This window comes from Aeromicrobium sp. 636, assembly GCF_024433585.1.
In the GTDB taxonomy this organism is placed as follows: domain Bacteria; phylum Actinomycetota; class Actinomycetes; order Propionibacteriales; family Nocardioidaceae; genus Aeromicrobium; species Aeromicrobium senzhongii.
Window position 1 is genome coordinate 332,913 of record NZ_WNJU01000004.1, and the last position, 17,389, is coordinate 350,301.

Below are 17,389 nucleotides of genomic sequence, written 5' to 3' on the forward strand. Positions count from 1 at the left end.
GCGGTGCCAGACTGACCGCATGACCGTGACGATCGAAGTGCTGGACCCGACCGACCACGGGGCCTTCGTCGAGTTCTACGACGTGTACCGCCGCGCCAACGAGCGCGCCATCGACCAGCCGTGGCTGCCCGACGAGCTGCAGGTGCTCATGGTGGGGGACGAGTACCTGCGCAACGACTCGCTGCTGGCGCGGGACGGCGAGGCGGCTGTCGCGGTGGCCCTGGCCGAGCTGCCCGAGCGCGACAACGTCACGACGGCCTACGCGGAGGTGTGGGTGCCGCCCGAACTGCGTCGGCGCGGGTACGGCAGCGCCCTGATCGAGCTGCTGGAGCGTCGGTCGGCCGAGGACGGACGCGAGCGGATCCTCACCGAGACCCTGCGTCCGCTCGATGCCGAGACGGCGCCGGCGCGGGAGTTCATGCTGGCGCGCGGCTACTCCGCCGACACGACGCTGGTCCAGCGTGAGCTGGCCCTGCCCGCGGCCACGCCACCGGCAGACCTCCGGGACGGGTACACGCTGGCCGCGTGGCGAGCAGCTCCTCCGCAGCGGTGGCTCGAGGAGTACGCCCGGCTGCGGGCGCTGCTGAACCAGGAGATGCCGGCGGGCGAGACCCAGCTCGAGAACGAGTACTGGGACCCCGACCGGCTGCTGCACGAGGTCGACCAGTGGAAGCGCCAGGGACGCACCGCCCAGACCGTCGTCGCCGTGGCCCCCGACGGCCGCCTGGCCGGTCACACCCAGCTGCTCTTCCCGGCGAAGTCGACCGAGGTCTACCAGTGGGACACCCTCGTGCTGCCCGAGCACCGCGGTCACGGACTGGGACTGGCCCTCAAGCGTCACGCGATGCGCGAGGCCGCCGACCTGCTGGAGGGCCGCACGCGCGTCGTGACCTGGAACGACGCCCAGAACGACCACATGATCGCCGTCAACGAGGCCCTCGGCTACCGCCCCACCGCCTGGGCCGACCAGTGGGTCAAGAACCTCGCCTGATCCCTCCCGCCGAGATTTGCTCCGCAACTCACCTTTGAGACGCACTCAAAGGTGAGTTGAGGAGCAAATCTCGGGAGCGGGGGAGGTCAGAGCTTGCGGAGGCGGACCCACTGGACGCTGTGGTCCGACGACTTGCGCAGCACGAGGTCGGCGCGGCCGCGCGTGGTGGCGACGTTCTCGCGCAGGTTGGGCCAGTTGATCGTGTCCCACAGCTCCTCGGCGCGCAGCTGCGCCTCCTCGTCGGTGTAGGTGCTGTACCGGTGGAAGTAGGAGGCCGGGTCGGCGAACGCGGTCTCGCGCAGGCGCAGGAACCGGCTGATGTACCACCGGCGGATGTCGCGGCTGTTGGCGTCGACGTAGATCGAGAAGTCGAAGAAGTCGCTGATCGCCAGGCCGGGCGACCCGTCGCCGCGCGACCGCGGCGGCGCCAGGACGTTGAGGCCCTCGACGATGAGGATGTCGGGCCGCTTCATCGAGATCGTCTCGTCGGTGCGGTCGTAGGTCAGGTGGTCGTAGACCGGCGCTTCGATGACCTCGGCACCGCTCTTGGCCTGCATCACGAACCGCAGCAGTGCCTTGCGGTCGTAGGACTCGGGGAAGCCCTTGCGGTGCATGATCCCGCGGCGCTCGAGCTCGGCGTTCGGCAACAGGAAGCCGTCGGTCGTGATGAGGGCGACGTTCGGGTGGTCGTCGTGCTGGGCCAGCAGGTCACGCAGCAGGCGGGCCGTCGTGGACTTGCCCACCGCCACCGATCCGGCCAGGCCGATGATGAATGGCACGCGATCGGGCTGCGGGTCGCCCAGGAACCGCTCGGTGGCCCGGTAGAGGGCCTCGGCCAGGCGCACGCGCAGGCTGATCAGCTGGGTGAGCGGGACGTACACCTGCTGCACCTCGTCGAGATCCAGCTCCTCGCCCAGGCCGCGGACGCGCTCGACCTCCTCGGGGGACATGGGCTGGACGGCGTCGTGTGCCAACTTCGCCCACGCCGAGCGTTCGAGCTCGACATAGGGGGAGGGGTCCCGTGACATACCGACCATTGTCACCAGCCCTTGCGCCCACCGCGCAGTCGGTACCCTGAACCCATGTGTGGAATCGTCGGATACGTGGGCCATCGCCAGGCGCTGGACGTCGTGATGGGTGGGCTGCGACGCCTCGAATACCGGGGCTATGACTCCACGGGGGTGGGCGTCGTCGACGGCGACCACATCGCCTGGGACAAGAAGGCCGGCAAGCTGGCCAACCTCGATGCCGCGTTGGCGACCCGTCCGCTGCCTGAGTCGACCACCGGGATCGGACACACCCGCTGGGCCACCCACGGCGGCCCGACCGACGCCAACGCGCACCCGCACCTGGACAGCAGCGAGCGGGTCGCGGTCGTGCACAACGGCATCATCGAGAACTTCATGGTCCTGCGCGACGAGCTGGAGGACGCCGGCTACGAGTTCGCGTCCGAGACCGACACCGAGGTCGTGGCGCACCTGCTGCACCGCGAGCTGCAGCAGACCGACGACCTGCCCGAGGCCGTGCGCGCGGTGTGCCGGCGGCTGAAGGGCGCCTTCACCCTCGTCTTCGCCGACGCGCAGAACCCCGGCGTCGTCGTCGGGGCGCGGCGCAACTCGCCGCTGGTCGTCGGCCGGGGCGACGGCGAGAACTTCCTGGGCTCGGACGTCGCCGCGTTCATCGACTACACGGCCGAGGCGATCGAGCTGGGCCAGGACCAGGTCGTCACGATCACCGCCGACTCGATCGAGGTCACCGACTTCCACGGCAACCCCGCGCCGACGACCGAGTACACGGTCGACTGGGACGTCACCGCCGCCGAGAAGGGCGGCTACGAGTGGTTCATGGTGAAGGAGATCGAGGAGCAGCCCAAGGCGGTCGCCGACACGCTGCTGGGCCGGACGGACCCCGACGGACTGCTCCAGCTCGACGAGATGCGGCTGTCCGACGACGAGCTGCGCGAGATCGACAAGATCATCATCATCGCCTGCGGCACCGCGTCGTACGCCGGACTCGTCGCGAAGTACGCGATCGAGCACTGGACCCGGATCCCCTGCGAGGTCGAGCTGGCCTCGGAGTTCCGCTACCGCGACCCGATCATCGACCGCGCGACGCTCGTGGTGGCGATCAGCCAGTCCGGCGAGACGATGGACACCCTGATGGCCATCCGGTACGCCCGCCAGCAGCGGGCCCGGGTGCTGTCGATCTGCAACACCAACGGGTCCACGATCCCGCGCGAGTCCGACGCCGTGATCTACACGCACGCCGGCCCCGAGGTCGCCGTCGCGTCCACCAAGGGATTCCTGTCGCAGGTCGTCGCCTGCTACCTGCTCGGCCTCTACCTGGCCCAGGTCAAGGGCGTGAAGTACGGCGACGAGGTGCGGGTCATCATCGACGAGCTGGAGCAGATCCCCGCGAAGGTCCAGCGGATGCTCGACGACGGCGACCAGGTGCGCAAGCTCGCGGCCGAGCTGGTCGACCGTCGCTCCTTCCTGTTCCTGGGCCGCCACGTCGGCTACCCGGTGGCGCTCGAGGGCGCGCTGAAGCTCAAGGAGCTCGCGTACGTCCACGCCGAGGGCTTCGCGGCCGGCGAGCTCAAGCACGGACCCATCGCGCTGGTCGAGAAGGGCCTGCCGATGTTCGTCATCGTGCCGCCGCGGGCGCGGGACCAGCTGCAGGAGAAGATCGTCAGCAACATCCAGGAGGTCCGGGCCCGCGGGGCCTACACGATCGTCCTGGTCGAGGACGGCGACGACTCCGTGGTGCCGTTCGCCGACGTGGTGATCCGGCTGCCGAAGGTGCCGACGCTGCTGCAGCCGCTCGTGGCCGCGGTGCCCCTGCAGATCTTCGCCTGCGAACTGGCCGAGCTGCTGGGCCACGACGTCGACCAGCCCCGCAACCTGGCGAAGTCCGTCACGGTCGAGTGACCCGATGCTGACCGCCCACACCGTTGCGCAGATCCGCGCAGCGGAGGAGGTCGCAGCCGACCAGCAGGGCTGGGACGGGCTCATGCAGCGCGCCGCCGGTGTGCTGGCCGAGCGCCTGCTCGCGCTGGTGCCCGCCGAGGAGACCGCGGTGGTGCTGGTCGGCCCGGGAAACAACGGTGGAGACGCGCTCTTCGCGGCCGCCCACCTCCTCGAGCGCGGCCGCCGGGTGAACCTGTGCCTGCTCGACGCGTCGAAGGTTCACACCGCAGGACTGGCCGCGGCCACCGCTGCCGGCGCACGGGTCGTCGACCGGCCGGACGGCCATCGCGTCGTGGTGGACGCCCTGTTCGGCATCGGCGCCCGCCCCGGGCTCGAGGGCGCGGCCGCGCACTGGGCGGCCTGGATCGAGCGTGAGCGGCCCGTGGTCGTCGCCGTCGACGTGCCGTCGGGGATCGGCGTCGACGACGGGCGCCTCGACGGACCGGCCGTGCGCGCGGACCACACCGTCACGTTCGGGACCGCCAAGTACGGGCTGCTGCTCGGTCCCGCCGCAGCGCTCGCGGGACGGGTCGACGTCGCCGACATCGGCCTGGACCTGTCGAGGGAGCCGGCGCTGGAGTCCCTCCAGCTGGCCGACGGGGCACGGTTCCGCGAGCAGATCGTCCCGGGAGCGGCCGATCACAAGTACAGCCGCGGGGTGCTGGGCATCCGCGCCGGCTCGCCGCAGTACGCCGGTGCCGCGCACCTGTGCGTCGCCGGGGCCCAGGCGGGCCCGGCGGGGATGGTCCGCTTCGTCGGCGAGCCGGAGCTGTCGCGCCGCGTCGTGGACCGGGCTCCCGAGGTCGTGGCCGCCGACGGCCGTGTCCAGGCCTGGGTGGTCGGACCGGGCGGGCAGGACTCGCCCGAGCCGCTGGCGGCCGCGCTGGCCGACGGGGTCCCGGTCGTCGTCGACGCCACTGCGCTCGGACACCTGCCCGACACCTTCGCCACCGACGCCCTGCTGACGCCCCATGCCGGCGAGCTGGCGGCGATGCTGGGCAGCGACCGCGACGACGTCGAGGCCGACCCGCTCACGCACGCCCGGCGCGCCGCCGAGCGCTGGTCCGCGACCGTCCTGCTCAAGGGGCCGCGCACGCTCGTCGTGTCCGCCGACGGCAGGGTGAGGGTCAACACCTCGGGCACGCCCTGGCTGGGCACCGCCGGGGCCGGCGACGTCCTGGCCGGCTTTGCCGGATCGCTGTTGGCCCGGGGCCTCGATGCCTTCGACGCCGGATCCATCGCCGCGCTCGTGCACGGGCTCGCGGCCGAGCGGCTGGGCGGCCCGTTCGTCGCCTCGGACGTCGCCCGCGCGATGCCGCGGCTGTTGCAGCAGTTCTGTGCCGGACCCGGCCAGGACCACCGAACCGGAGACCTGACATGAACGCCGACCTCCTCGTCGACCTCGACCAGTACCGCGCGAACCTCGCGGCGCTGCGGGCGTACGCCCCCGACGCGCTGCAGATGGCGGTCGTCAAGGCCAACGCCTACGGCCACGGCATGGTGCCGATGGCGCGCGCGGCGCGTCAGGGCGGGGCCGACTGGCTGGGCGTCGCCACCCCGGCGGAGGCACTGGAGCTGCGTGCGGCCGGCGACCGCGGCCCGCTGCTGTGCTGGTTGGCGGTGCCCGGGGCGCCGTTCGCCGAGCTGGTCGCCGCGGATGTCGAGGTCACCGCCTCGGGGGTCGACCAGTTGCAGGCGATCGCCGCCGCCGGCGACCGGCCCCGCGTCCAGCTGAAGGTCGACACCGGCCTGTCGCGCAATGGGGCGTTCGGACCCCAGTGGGACGAGCTCGTCGCGGCCGCGGCCCGGCTCCAGGAGGCCGGCAGCATCGAGGTGTCGGGCATCTGGTCCCACTTCGCCAGCGCCGACGACCCCGACAACCCGTCGAACGACCACCAGGAGTCGGTCTTCCGCGCGGCCGTCGACCAGCTGGCGTCCGCCGGCGTCGATCCGGGCGTGCGGCACCTGGCCAACTCGGCGGCGGCGGTCACCCGGCCGTCGTCGCACTTCGACCTCGTCCGGATGGGCATCGCCTCCTACGGCATCGACCCGGACCCGGCCGTCCACGTGCCCGAGGTCCGTCCCGTGCTGACGGCGCGCACGGTCCTGGCGAACGTCAAGCGGGTCCCGGCGGGTGCCTCCGTGTCGTACGGCTGGCGCTGGACCGCCGACCGCGAGACGACCCTGGGGCTCGTCCCGGTCGGATACGGCGAGGGCATCCACCGCACGGCCTCGAACCGGGCCGAGGTGGGGTTCGACGGGAAGCGTGCACCCGTCCGTGGGACGATCTGCATGGACCAGTTGGTCGTCGACCTGGGCGACCGACCCGCCCGGATCGGTGATCCGGTCACGGTGTTCGGGCCCGGAGACGACGGCGAGCCGACCGCTCAGGACTGGGCGGACGCCGCGGGGACGATCGCCTACGAGATCGTGACGCGGCTGGCCGGACGCTGGTCCCGCACCTACCGAGGAGAACGATGACGTCGGTCGCAGGACGGGTCGCCGCCACCGCGGGTGCCTTCGCGGCGGCGGGCGTCGCGGGTGCCGCCGCGACGGTGTTGAAGAACCGCAAGACCCACCAACGACGGCTGTCGCGCGGTGACGACGTCGAGTTCGGCACGGTCCGGGGCGACTCCTACTACGTCTCGGCCTCCGACGACGTCCCCATCCACGTCGAGATCGACGAAGGGCCCGGGCCGACGATCGTGTTCGTGCACGGGTGGATGTGCGACCTCGACACGTGGCACTTCCAGCGACTGGCCCTGCGCGGCCACGCCCGGCTGGTCTTCATGGAGTTGCGCTCGCACGGCCGGTCCGGCCGCAGCGGGCCCCGGAACTCGTCGCTGCACGACATGGCCGACGACCTCCACCGGGTGATCGACGCCCACGCCCCCGAGGGGCCGGTCGTGCTGGTCGGCCACTCGATGGGCGGCATGGCGGTCATGCAGCTGGCCCAACTGGCTCCCGAGCTGTTCGAGGACCGCGTCGCCGGGGTGGTGCTGGTCAGCACCAGCGCGGGCAAGCTCATGCGCCGCAGTCCGGCGCTGCGCTTCGTCGTGCCCATGATCAAGGCCGCCACCCCGCTGTTGGACTGGGGCCGCGAGTTCAACAGCTACGCCATCATCCGGCGGTGGGCCTTCGGCCCGCACGCGCAAGCGGCCCGGGTCGACATGGCCGACGAGATGATCCTGCGCGCCCCCACCACCGTGATCCTGAACTTCTACGACAACTTCGTCGAGCTCGACCTCGGGGCCGGGCTGGACGCGATCTCGCAGTGCCGCACGTCGGTGGTGTGCGGCACGAAGGACGTCATGACGCCGCTGAGCCACAGTCGCTGGCTGGCCCGGCACATCGCCGGTGCCGAGCTCGTTCCCGTCAACGACGCGGGGCACATGGTGATGCTCGAGGAGTGCGAGCAGGTGACGGAGGCGATCGAGCGCGTCCTCAAGGACATCGCATGAGCAGCGCGGACATGGAGGAGCAGCGGTGAGCACCGAGCTGGACGTCGAGCTGGTCGGGGCCGATCGGGCGGCGGAGGTGCTCCAGGTCATCCACCGCGCCTTCGCGACGCGGCCGGCGCTCGACCCGCCCGCCACGGCGGGGGACGAGACGCTCGAGACCGTGGCCGCGACGCTCGAACGCGACGGTGGGCTGCTGGCCACGCGCCGCGGGCTGCCCATGGGCGCGATCTTGTTCGACCGGAGCCGGCCGGGGATGCTCGGCCTCAAGCGCGTCAGCGTCGATCCCCTCGGACGCGACCGGGGTGTGGCCTCGGTGATGGTCGGTGTCGCCGAGGACGTCGCCGAGGAGGGGGAGATGGACGGCATCTGGCTGCACGTCCGCGAGGAGCTGCCCGACAACATCCGCTTCTGGAGCCACCGGCACTACCTGCCGGTGCGCCAGGACGGTCGCACGATCGAGATGGGCAAGACGCTGTGGCTGGCGCGCGAGGTGCCCGACGCCGATGCGATGCGCGACCTCGCGGCGCGGGTGGCGACGCTCCTGCGTGCCGGTGACCTGCTCGTCCTGACCGGCGATCTCGGCGCGGGCAAGACGACCTTCACCCAGGGCCTCGGCGAGGCGCTGGGCGTGCGCGGCCCGGTCACGTCGCCGACGTTCGTCATCGCGCGGACCCATCCCAGCGAGGTCGGTGGACCGGCGCTGGTGCACGTCGACGCCTACCGGCTGGGCAGTGCCGCCGAGATCGACGACATCGACCTGGACGCCACGACCGACGAGTCGGTCACGGTCGTCGAGTGGGGTGCCGGCATGGCCGAGCAGCTCTCGGACAGCTGGCTGTCCGTCGCCATCGAGACGCGGCTCGCCGGCCCCGGCGATCCCCTGGGCACGGCGTCGGGCGTCGAGTCCGACGAGATGCGCGTCGTGACGATCCGTCCGCGCGGCCGGCGCTGGCTGGAAGTCCCGCTGCGCAGCACGCTGCTGGGCTGACGCTGCGGCCGGTGCCTGGCGTGGTCCCCGTTCGGCCCGCAACTACGCTGGTGTCGTGCTGCTGCTCGCGTTCGACACCGCCACCCCGGCGATCTCCGTCGCCGTTCATGACGGCTCCTCCGTCGTCGCCGAGGCGACGGGCGAGGGGACCATGGCCCACGGAGAGCTGCTGGCCCCCGCGATCAGCGAGGCGCTCCAGCGAGCCGGTGCGACCGCCGCCGACCTGACCGACGTCGCCGTCGGAGTGGGCCCGGGTCCGTTCACCGGCCTGCGCGTCGGCGTCGTCACGGCGCTGACGCTCGGCCAGACGCTGGGCCTCACGACCCACGGCGTGTGCTCGCTCGACATCCTCGCCGCCGAGGCCGCCTCGCTGTTCGACTCCGAATTCGTCGTGGCCACGGATGCGCGGCGCAAGGAGGTCTACTGGGGGCGCTTCACGGCCGAGGGGGTCCGGGTCGCCGGACCCGAGGTCGACTTCGCCGAGACCGTCGCCGCCCTGGGGCTCCCGGTCGTCGGCCGCGGTGGACAGCTGTACGCCGATCGTCTGGACTGGTTCGAGGACGCGCCGCTGGACCCGTCCGCCGCCGCGCTGGCCACCCTGGTCGCCGGCGGGGGAGCGGTCCAGCTGCCGCTGGAGCCGCTGTACCTGCGCCGACCCGACGCGACACCCCAGGTCGCCCCCAAGCTCGTATGATCCGCGCGGCCGGCCTCCGCGACCTGGACACCCTCGAGTCGATCGAGAAGGCCAGCTTCGGTCCCGACGCCTGGACGGCCGCCCAGGTCCGCGACGAGCTCGTCGCGGACCGGATCGTGCTGGCACTGGTCGACGAGTTCGGGGTTCGCGGCTATGCCTCGCTGCGACTCTTCGCCCCCGACGCCGAGCTGATGCGGATCGCGGTCGGCCTGGGCTCGCGCCGTGAGGGCGTGGGCTCGCGGCTGCTCGCCGCGGTCCAGGACACGGCGCGGGCGCGCGGCGCCGAGCGGTTGCTGCTCGAGGTCGCCGACGACAACGAGGCGGCCCTGGCGATGTACCGCGGTGCGGGGTACGACGAGATCGGCCGCCGTCGCGCCTACTACCGGTCCGGGGCCGACGCCGTGCTGATGGAGCTGCGGCTGTCATGAGTGACGTGATGGAGTCCATCCGCTCGTGGCCGTGGGCCTGGGCGTGGCTCGCCTTCTTCGTGATCGTCCTGCTGCGCGCGGGCGGCACCTACGGGATCGGCCGGGCCGTCGCGGCCGGCCTCCTGCGCGATCGTCGCCCGGGGCCCCGCGTGCGCCTGGCGATGGCGCAGGTCGAGCGCTGGGGTCCGCCGGCCGTCACCGTGAGCTTCTTCACGGTGGGCGCCCAGACCGCCGTCAACCTCGGCGCGGGCCTGGCCAAGATGACGTTTCCCCGCTATCTGACGGGCCTGGTGCCCGGCGCCGTGATCTGGGCGACGATCTGGTCGACGATCGGCATGAGTGCCTTCCTGGCGGTCTTCACCGGGGGTGCCGAGCGTGCCTCATGGCTCCTCGTCCTGGTCGTGGCGGTCGTCCTCGTCGTGCTCCTGCGCCGGTCGATACGGCACTCGACACCCGCGGCGGAGCGCTTCCGGGACTGACCTCGAGCCCGCTGCGAGCCCTTTAACGCCATGGCATGGTGGAGGTATGAGTGATCCGCGTAATCCTGCCCCGGCACCTGCCCAGTACCCGACCCAGCAGCAGAACGACGACACGCTCATGAACCGTGAGCCGTTCGATCCGTTGGACGAGGGCATCAGCCCGCCCGAGCGCTGGTCCCCCGGCGAGGGTTTCGGCACGACGGTCGAAGAACAGCTCGAGGGGGAGTCCTTCGACCTGCGGCTCTCGCAGGAGGTGCCCGACGTCGATCCCGATGCCGAGTGGAGCGAGGAGAACCTCGACGACGGCGAGGTCGGCGGAGCCCGCTCCGGCCGTCTGGTGGACCCCGACGGCGGCATCGGCGAGGACCGGGTGGCCGAGCTCGTCGGTGAGGACGTCGGCATCGACGGTGCCGCTGCGAGCGCCGAGGAGGCTGCCGTCCACGTCGTCGAGGACGAGTGACGAGACCCCGGCCGGGTGAACGCGCGTGCACTAGGGTTCTGGCATGCGCGACCTGACGTATCCGCCGGTCATCGGCACGGCCAAGACGCTGTTCCGCGTGCTGGGAATGAAGTTCCAGACCTCCGGCACCGAGCACATCCCGCGCGAGGGCGGAGCCATCCTGGCCTCCAACCACGTCAGCTACGTCGACTTCATCTTCAACGGGCTGGCGGCGGTGCCCTCGGGGCGCCTCGTGCGCTTCATGGCGAAGAAGGAGGCCTTCGACCACAAGGTCTCCGGCCCGCTGATGCGCTCGATGCACCACATCCCCGTCGATCGCGCGCAGGGCGAGGGCTCGCTGCACGCGGCGGCCGACTACGCCCGCGCCGGTGAGATCGTCGGGATCTTCCCCGAGGCGACCATCAGCCGCTCGATGGAGGTCAAGGAGATCAAGACCGGCGCCGTCCGTGCGGCCGCCGAGGCCGGGGTCCCCCTGATCCCGATGGTCGTGTGGGGCACCCAGCTGCTCAAGACCAAGGACCACGAGGCCGACCTGTGGGGTCGCGGCAAGACCGTCGCGCTCCACGTCGGTGCGCCGATCCCGGTCACGGGCGAGGATCCCGTCGCCGAGACCGAGCAGTTGCACGCGGCGCTGGCCGCCCTGCTCGACAAGGCCATCCGCGAGTACCCGATCTCGCCCGAGGGTCAGTGGTGGGCTCCGGCCCGGTACGGCGGCACCGCCCCGACGCCCGAGGAGGCCCGCCGCCTCGATCTCGAGGAGAAGGCGGCTCGCGAGGCCAAGCGCGCCCAGCGCAGTTGAGTCTTCGCCCGCCTGAGAGAATGGGCGGGTGAGTGAGCCGCTGGTGCTGGGCATCGAGTCCTCCTGTGACGAGACCGGCGTGGGCATCGTGCGGGGCACCACCCTGCTGGCCCACGCGGTCGCCTCGAGCGTGGAGGAGCACGTGCGCTTCGGTGGCGTCGTGCCCGAGGTCGCCAGCCGCGCCCATCTCGAGGCGATGGTGCCCACGCTCGAGCAGGCCTACGAGCAGGCCGGGGTCGACGTCCGCGACGTCGACGCGATCGCCGTCACGAGCGGCCCGGGGCTGACCGGCGCACTGCTGGTGGGCGTCGCCGCCGCCAAGGCCCTCGCGCTGGCCCACGACAAGCCCCTCTACGGCGTCAATCACCTGGCCGCGCACGTCGCGGTCGACCAGCTCGAGCACGGCCGGTACACCGAGCCGGCCATCGCGCTGCTGGTCAGCGGCGGTCACACCGAGCTGCTGCTGGTCAACGACATCGCCACCGACATCACCTTGCTGGGCGGCACGATCGACGATGCCGCCGGCGAAGCCTTCGACAAGGTCGCGCGCCTGCTGGGCCTGCCGTACCCCGGGGGACCCGAGATCGACCGGGTCGCCCGCGACGGCGACCCCAAGGCGATCGCCTTCCCGCGCGGCCTCACCACCGGCCGTGACCTCGACCGTTACCGGTGGGACTTCTCGTTCTCCGGTCTCAAGAGCGCCGTGGCGCGCCACGTGCAGCACGAGCAGCGGATGGGCCGCCCGGTCGCCGTCGCCGACGTGGCCGCCTCGTTCCAGGACGCGGTCTGCGATGTCCTCAGCCGCAAGGCGATCAAGGCGTGCGTCGACCACGACGTGCCGCGCCTGATCATGGGCGGCGGCGTCGCGGCCAACGGCCGGCTGCGCCACTTCGTGCTGGAGCGGGCCGCGAAGGCCGGTGTCGAGGTCCGCATCCCCCCGCCGTCGCTGTGCACCGACAACGGCGCCATGGTCGCTGCGCTCGGCGCTGAGGTCGTCCGCCGCGGCATCGCGCCCTCGCCGCTGGACCTGCCGGTCGACTCGAGCCTGCCGGTCACCCGCATCGTCGCCTGACCCGCTGGCGAATCCTCGCCCCCCGGCCCCGAGATTTGCTCCCCTTCCGACGTTTCAGGCCCGTTGAAACGTCGAAAAGAGAGCAAATCTCGGGAGGAGGGCGGGCGGTCAGGGTCGGCGGCGGTGGAACCGCACGAGGTCGCCGGGGCGCACCTGGGCCAGGGCATCGGTGTCGACGACGACGCCGATGACGGGGTAGCCGCCCGTCACGGGGTGGTCCGGCCCCAGCACCACGGGGCGGCCCGAGCTGGTCACCTGGATGCTGCCGCGCACGACGGGCTCGCTCTCGAGTTCACCAAGGCGGGCACGCTCGAGCAGAGGACCCTCGAGCCGGACGCCGATGCGATCCGAGACCGGGTCGACCCGCCACGGGCAGGACAGCAGGGTGGTGATCGCCGCGGGGGTGAACCAGTCGTCGCGCGGGCCGAGGACCACGCCGACGCCGACGTCCGCGGCGGCGAGGTAGGCGGGCACGCTCTCCAGCGAGACCGCGCCATGGGGTGGGCCGACGACCAGCTCGTCACCCGGTGACAGCGGCGCCGGACCCAGCGCGGCCATCGTGTCGAAGGAGCGGCTGCCCAGCACGGGCTCGGGCACGAAGCCCCCGCCGACGCCGACGGTCCAGCGCATCCCGACGGTGGGTGCACCCAGCCGCAGGACGTCGCCACGGCGCAGCGAGAGCACGCGACCGGAGGCGACGGGCCGCCCGTCGACGGACACGGGCCCCACGGCACCGGTCACGGCGACGACGTGGGGTGCGGTGGCGACGACGGCCAGGCCACCGCCGACGGCCTCGAGCACGGCACAGCCCTCCGGGTTGCCCACCAGGCGGTTGGCCGCGTGGAGAGCGCGCTGGTCGAAGGCCCCCGACGGGCCGACGCCCAGGTCGGCCAGCCCGGGGCGCCCCCGGTCCTGCACCAGCGTCAGCGGCCCCGGCTCCAGCACGCGCAGGCTCATCGGTCGACCGCCACGAATCGCACGAGGTCACCGGGACGCAGCAGGGCCGGATCGTCACGGCCGAGGTCCCACAGCGGCGCGTCCGTCCGGCCGATGAGCTGCCAGCCGCCGGGGGAGGAGCGGGGATAGATGCCGCTGAACGGCCCGGCCAGTGCGACGGAGCCCGCGTCGACCCGCGGCCGCGGCTGGTCGAGGCGTGGCACCTCGAGCCGGGGGTCACCGCCGGTCAGATAGGCGAATCCCGGCGCGAAGCCGGCGAACCCGACGGTCCAGGGCGATCCGGTGTGCCGGCGGACGACCTCGTCGACGGCCAGGCCGCAGTGGCGGCCGACGTCCGCGAGGTCGGGCCCGTCGTAGACGACCTCGACCTCCATCTCGCGCCCTCGGACGACCTCGAGGTCGGACACCTCCGTCGACGCGACCAGAGCACGCAGCTCGTCGGGCCGCCCTCGGAGCAGGACCGTGCGCGCTCCGAGCGCGGGGGCGTGTTCGCGCAGGGCCGCGTGCCAGCGGCGGGCCTCCTCGGCGTCCTCGCAGTCGAGCAGGACGGCGGCCTCGCCGCAGGGCAGGACGCGCACGTCAGCCGAACGCCCGGACGTGGACGGCGTGGTGGGCCATGAGGTCGCGGACGCGGCCGAGCAGCAGCTCAGCGCCAGGGCTGTCGCTGTGGACGCAGACCGAGTCGACGGCGTCCACGAGGGACAGCGCCTGCTGTGCGGCGGCGTCGGGGTCGGTGAGGACGGCGCCGGCCTCGCTGCGCGGGACGAGCGAGCCGTCACCGGCGTAGGCGCGGTCGGCGAATCCCTCGTGCACGGTCGCGACACCGGCCTCCCGTGCCAACTGGAGCGCCAGCGAGCCCGGCATCCCGACCAGGGGCAGTGGCAGGGCATCGCCCAGGAGGGCCTCCACGACCGCCGCGGCCTGGGCCGGGTCGTGACTGATCCGGTGGTAGAGCGCGCCATGGGGCTTGACGTAGCTGACGACGCCGCCGAACGGGGCGGCCAGCGCCCGGAGGTGGTCGATCTGTCGACGCACCTCCTCGGCCAGATCCCGCGGGGCGAGGTCCATGTCGCGCCGGCCGAAGCCCTCGCGGTCCGGGTAACCGACCTGGGCGCCGATGGCGACGCCGTGCTCGACGGCCGCGCTGCAGGTGGACGCGATCAGGTCGTCGTCGCCGGCGTACGCGCCGCAGCAGACGTTGGCACTGGTGACGAGGGCGAGCAGTCGGCGGTCCTCGCCGGAGGCCCATCGCTCGGCCGACTCGCCCAGGTCCACGTTGAGGTCGACGCTGGCGGGCATGGCCCGACGCTACCGGTCAGCGACACCGCTCGACCAGGAAGGCGCGACCCTCGCCGGCGACGCGGGTCAGCACGACCGTGGCGGACCGCGACCCCGTGAGCTTCAGTCGCGCGATGAGCCGCTCGGGGACGATGTCGACGCCGCGCTTCTTGACGGTGAGCGTCCCGATGTCGCGCTCGCGCAGGGCCGTCCGCAACTGCTTCTCGCGGAAGGGCAGCTCCGCCTCGACCCGGAACGCGCGGCCGTACGGCTCGGCCTCGGGGGAGTCCGTCGTGACCCACGCGATGTGCGGATCGAGCAGGTGTCCGCCGAGGTCGTCCGCCAGTTCGGCGACGAGCCCCGCGCGGATGACGGCGTCGTCCGGCTCGACCAGATGGGACAACACGGGACCGGTGGCGGCGACGGTGCCGCGGTCGACCATCGTCGCCCCCGACGGCAGCATCGTGGCCCGGCGTGCGGGGCCGGGACCGAAGCCCTCGCCCCACAGGCAGGCCTCGACCAGATCGCCGCCGTCGGACACCCACTCGGCCTGCACGCCGGGTGGCACCGCGTCGTGGGCGATGCCGGGCATCACCTTGGCGACGGCGCGTCCGCGCAGCAGACCGGTCACGAAGTCCCACGACGGGACGAGCGCGTCCAGCCGGAACGTGCGACCCGTGCCGTCGCGGCGGGCCGGATCGACGAATGCCACCTCGTCGGGCTCGAGCGTCGTCGTGGTGGCATCGCCCACCTCGACGGTCCCGTCGAGGTCCAGTGCCGCGAGGTTCGCCCGGGCGATCCGGGCGCGGACGGGGTCCTGCTCGATGCCGCGGACCGCAAGCCCGGCGCGCGCCAGAGCGATGAGGTCGCCACCGATCCCGCACCCGAGATCGACGACGCGCGTGCCGCCGAGCTCGACCAGGCGGGCGGCCCGGTGCGCGGCGACGGGAGAACGGGTGGACTGCTCGAGGGCGTCCGGCGTGAAGTACATCCGCGCGGCATCCTCGCCGAACTTCGCCGTCGCTCGCCGCCGCAGTGCGTGCTGCGACATGGCGGCGGCGACCAGCTCCGCAGGGTGGTCACGACGCAGCCGGGTGCCGAGCGCCAGATCGGACTCGGAGCCCGAGTGCTCGGCGATGTGCCCCAAGAGGATCTGGCCCTCGTCGTCGAGCAGTGACTCGAAGGTCGCCAGGTCCATGGGTCACATTGTCCCCGCGTCCGGCCCTCAGGTCGTCGCGGCCCGGTCCTCCTCCTCGGTGACCAACGTGGCGACCTCGTCGTCGACGGGATCGGACAGGTAGCGCTCGAGGCTGTCGTCCAGCTCCTGCAGCCACGGAGTGTGGTGGACCGAGGCCATCGTGCCGGTGAGGACGGAGGGGTAGACCTTGTCCCGGTAGGTGAGGACGTCCTCCTGCTTGTCCGCCTTCCACGCGAGGAAGATCTCGACCACGCGGTCCAGGTCGAACGCGGGGTAGTCCGTCAGGTCGATCAGGTCGCGGATGTAGTCGGCCTGGAACCGGATCTCGTCGCCGGCGGTCTGCAGGGACGCGAAGCGCTCGCGCCACGCGTCGATGTCGCGCCGCTGCTCGGCAGCATCGGGCAGGGCGATCCGGCCCATGATCACGTCGCGGACGTACCAGGCCTGCGCGTCGAACATGTTGAACGTGAACCACTGGTCCTGGGCGCCGAGGTAGAACAGCCGGTCGTTCGCCTCGGAGACCACGCCGCGGTACAGGTGGTCCGGGTACAGGCAGTTCGGCGAGTCCAGGGCGAGGTCCGACGGCAGGAACGGGTAGTGGTGCAGGTAGCCGGTGCACAGCACGACGGCGTCGAAGCGCCGCGTCTCACCGTTGGAGAAGTGCACGACCGAGCCGTCGAACCGCTCGACGAGCGGCAGCTCCTCCATGCCCTCGGGCCAGTCGAACCCCATCGGCGCGGTGCGATAGCTGAAGGTGACGGACCGGGCGCCCATCTTGAACGACTGCACGCCGATGTCCTCGGCCGAGTAGCTGGCGCCGATCAGCAGGACGTCCTGGCCGGCGAGCCCTTCGGCGCCGCGGAAGTCGTGCGCGTGGCAGAGGCGACCGGGGAACGTCTCGATGCCGGTGAAGTACGGCGTGTTCGGGGTGCTGAAGTGACCCGAGCCCACGACGACGTGGTCGAACTCCCGCGCGGACGTCGTGCCGGTCTCGAGGTCCTCGACGGTGACGGTGAACCGCTCGGTCTGCGGATCGAAGTCGACCCAGCGCACGACGGTGGAGAATTGGACGTACTTCTTCACTCCGCTGTTCTCGGCGCGGCCGTTGATGTAGTCCCAGAGCACCTCGCGAGGCGGGTACGACGAGATCGGCCGGCCGAAGTGATCGTCGAAGGTGTACTCGGCGAACTCGAGGGCCTCCTTCGGGCCGTTCGACCACAGGTGGCGATACATGCTCGAGTGGACCGGCTCGCCGTGCTCGTCCAGGCCGGTCCGCCAGGTGTAGTTCCACTGCCCGCCCCAGTCGGCTTGCTTCTCGTAACAGACGATTTCGGGGATCTCGGCGCCGGCTCGCGCCGCCGATTCGAAGGCCCTCAGTTGGGCCATCCCGCTGGGTCCTGCTCCGATGATCGCAACGCTCTGGGTCAAGTCTTCCTCTCCGGCCACGCAGGCCCGGGTTCAGGGGCGCGCGACCCGGGGGCGGCGCCGCATGGTCCGGTGCCGCGTCGATGGACCGGCACCAGGGGCCATCCATCGTAGTGGGGGCGGGTCGTCGGTCGGCCGGGGTGCTGCGTGGACCCTCGGCGCGGCGTGCCTCTGTCGGGGCTAAATCAAAGTT

Annotated in this window: 18 protein-coding genes; 12 read left to right on the forward strand and 6 right to left on the reverse strand. The window is 72.1% G+C overall.

Annotated elements, in window-relative coordinates; translation table 11 throughout:
• Positions 1-19: 19 nt before the first annotated feature.
• Positions 20-991, forward strand: coding sequence for a GNAT family N-acetyltransferase (locus GL325_RS14480; RefSeq protein ID WP_187769973.1), 972 nt, complete (start codon positions 20-22; stop codon positions 989-991).
• An 86-nt stretch (positions 992-1,077) separates the two neighbouring features.
• Here the strand turns inward: GL325_RS14480 and coaA are convergent, their stop codons facing one another.
• Entirely contained in the window at positions 1,078-2,028 is a 951-nt protein-coding gene (gene coaA / locus GL325_RS14485; RefSeq protein WP_154595755.1) for a type I pantothenate kinase, read from the reverse strand.
• Between the two features lie 45 nt (positions 2,029-2,073).
• On the opposite strand from coaA, the gene glmS reads away from it, so the two are divergent.
• The 11 genes from glmS to tsaD are packed head-to-tail and all read left to right on the forward strand — an operon-like array spanning position 2,074 to position 12,338.
• A complete protein-coding gene (gene glmS, locus GL325_RS14490; protein ID WP_154595754.1) occupies positions 2,074-3,918 on the forward strand; it encodes a glutamine--fructose-6-phosphate transaminase (isomerizing) in 1,845 nt (614 codons plus the stop codon).
• A 4-nt stretch (positions 3,919-3,922) separates the two neighbouring features.
• Positions 3,923-5,338 (forward strand): NAD(P)H-hydrate epimerase, encoded by a 1,416-nt coding sequence (locus GL325_RS14495; protein ID WP_187769974.1) that lies wholly within the window; start codon positions 3,923-3,925, stop codon positions 5,336-5,338.
• On the forward strand, positions 5,335-6,438 hold the full coding sequence (alr, locus tag GL325_RS14500) for an alanine racemase (RefSeq protein ID WP_154595752.1): 1,104 nt from the start codon (positions 5,335-5,337) through the stop codon (positions 6,436-6,438). Before GL325_RS14495 ends, alr begins: the two co-directional genes overlap by 4 nt.
• Positions 6,435-7,418: an alpha/beta fold hydrolase gene (locus tag GL325_RS14505; RefSeq protein WP_154595751.1), complete on the forward strand. Its 984-nt coding sequence runs from the start codon at positions 6,435-6,437 to the stop codon at positions 7,416-7,418. The genes alr and GL325_RS14505 overlap by 4 nt, the downstream gene beginning before the upstream one ends.
• 25 nt (positions 7,419-7,443) lie before the next feature.
• Entirely contained in the window at positions 7,444-8,406 is a 963-nt protein-coding gene (tsaE, locus tag GL325_RS14510; protein ID WP_255956229.1) for a tRNA (adenosine(37)-N6)-threonylcarbamoyltransferase complex ATPase subunit type 1 TsaE, read from the forward strand.
• A gap of 55 nt (positions 8,407-8,461) precedes the next feature.
• Positions 8,462-9,100, forward strand: coding sequence for a tRNA (adenosine(37)-N6)-threonylcarbamoyltransferase complex dimerization subunit type 1 TsaB (gene tsaB / locus GL325_RS14515; RefSeq protein ID WP_187769975.1), 639 nt, complete (start codon positions 8,462-8,464; stop codon positions 9,098-9,100).
• Positions 9,097-9,528 carry a GNAT family N-acetyltransferase gene (locus tag GL325_RS14520; protein ID WP_187769976.1) on the forward strand — a complete coding sequence of 144 codons (432 nt, stop codon included), beginning with the start codon at positions 9,097-9,099 and terminating at the stop codon, positions 9,526-9,528. Before tsaB ends, GL325_RS14520 begins: the two co-directional genes overlap by 4 nt.
• Entirely contained in the window at positions 9,525-10,007 is a 483-nt protein-coding gene (locus GL325_RS14525; protein ID WP_223111313.1) for a DedA family protein, read from the forward strand. The genes GL325_RS14520 and GL325_RS14525 overlap by 4 nt, the downstream gene beginning before the upstream one ends.
• 46 nt (positions 10,008-10,053) lie before the next feature.
• On the forward strand, positions 10,054-10,467 hold the full coding sequence (locus tag GL325_RS14530) for a DUF5709 domain-containing protein (protein WP_154595749.1): 414 nt from the start codon (positions 10,054-10,056) through the stop codon (positions 10,465-10,467).
• 43 nt (positions 10,468-10,510) lie between these two features.
• The gene (locus GL325_RS14535; RefSeq protein ID WP_154595748.1) at positions 10,511-11,266 is read left to right on the forward strand and encodes a 1-acyl-sn-glycerol-3-phosphate acyltransferase; all 756 of its coding nucleotides are present in this window, start codon (positions 10,511-10,513) and stop codon (positions 11,264-11,266) included.
• Between the two features lie 28 nt (positions 11,267-11,294).
• Positions 11,295-12,338 carry a tRNA (adenosine(37)-N6)-threonylcarbamoyltransferase complex transferase subunit TsaD gene (gene tsaD, locus GL325_RS14540; RefSeq protein ID WP_222865836.1) on the forward strand — a complete coding sequence of 348 codons (1,044 nt, stop codon included), beginning with the start codon at positions 11,295-11,297 and terminating at the stop codon, positions 12,336-12,338.
• Between the two features lie 108 nt (positions 12,339-12,446).
• On the opposite strand, the gene GL325_RS14545 is transcribed toward tsaD, so the two are convergent.
• Genes GL325_RS14545 through GL325_RS14565 form a run of 5 tightly spaced genes read right to left on the reverse strand, consistent with a single transcriptional unit; the run spans position 12,447 to position 17,217 of the window.
• The gene (locus GL325_RS14545) at positions 12,447-13,295 is read right to left on the reverse strand and encodes a biotin-dependent carboxyltransferase family protein (RefSeq protein WP_187769977.1); all 849 of its coding nucleotides are present in this window, start codon (positions 13,293-13,295) and stop codon (positions 12,447-12,449) included.
• A complete protein-coding gene (locus tag GL325_RS14550; RefSeq protein WP_187769978.1) occupies positions 13,292-13,873 on the reverse strand; it encodes an allophanate hydrolase subunit 1 in 582 nt (193 codons plus the stop codon). The genes GL325_RS14545 and GL325_RS14550 overlap by 4 nt, the downstream gene beginning before the upstream one ends.
• A 1-nt stretch (position 13,874) precedes the next feature.
• Entirely contained in the window at positions 13,875-14,594 is a 720-nt protein-coding gene (locus GL325_RS14555) for a 5-oxoprolinase subunit PxpA (protein WP_187769979.1), read from the reverse strand.
• A 16-nt stretch (positions 14,595-14,610) separates the two neighbouring features.
• Positions 14,611-15,771, reverse strand: coding sequence for a methyltransferase domain-containing protein (locus GL325_RS14560; protein WP_187769980.1), 1,161 nt, complete (start codon positions 15,769-15,771; stop codon positions 14,611-14,613).
• A gap of 27 nt (positions 15,772-15,798) precedes the next feature.
• On the reverse strand, positions 15,799-17,217 hold the full coding sequence (locus GL325_RS14565) for an NAD(P)/FAD-dependent oxidoreductase (protein ID WP_255956230.1): 1,419 nt from the start codon (positions 17,215-17,217) through the stop codon (positions 15,799-15,801).
• Between the last annotated feature and the right edge of the window lie 172 nt (positions 17,218-17,389).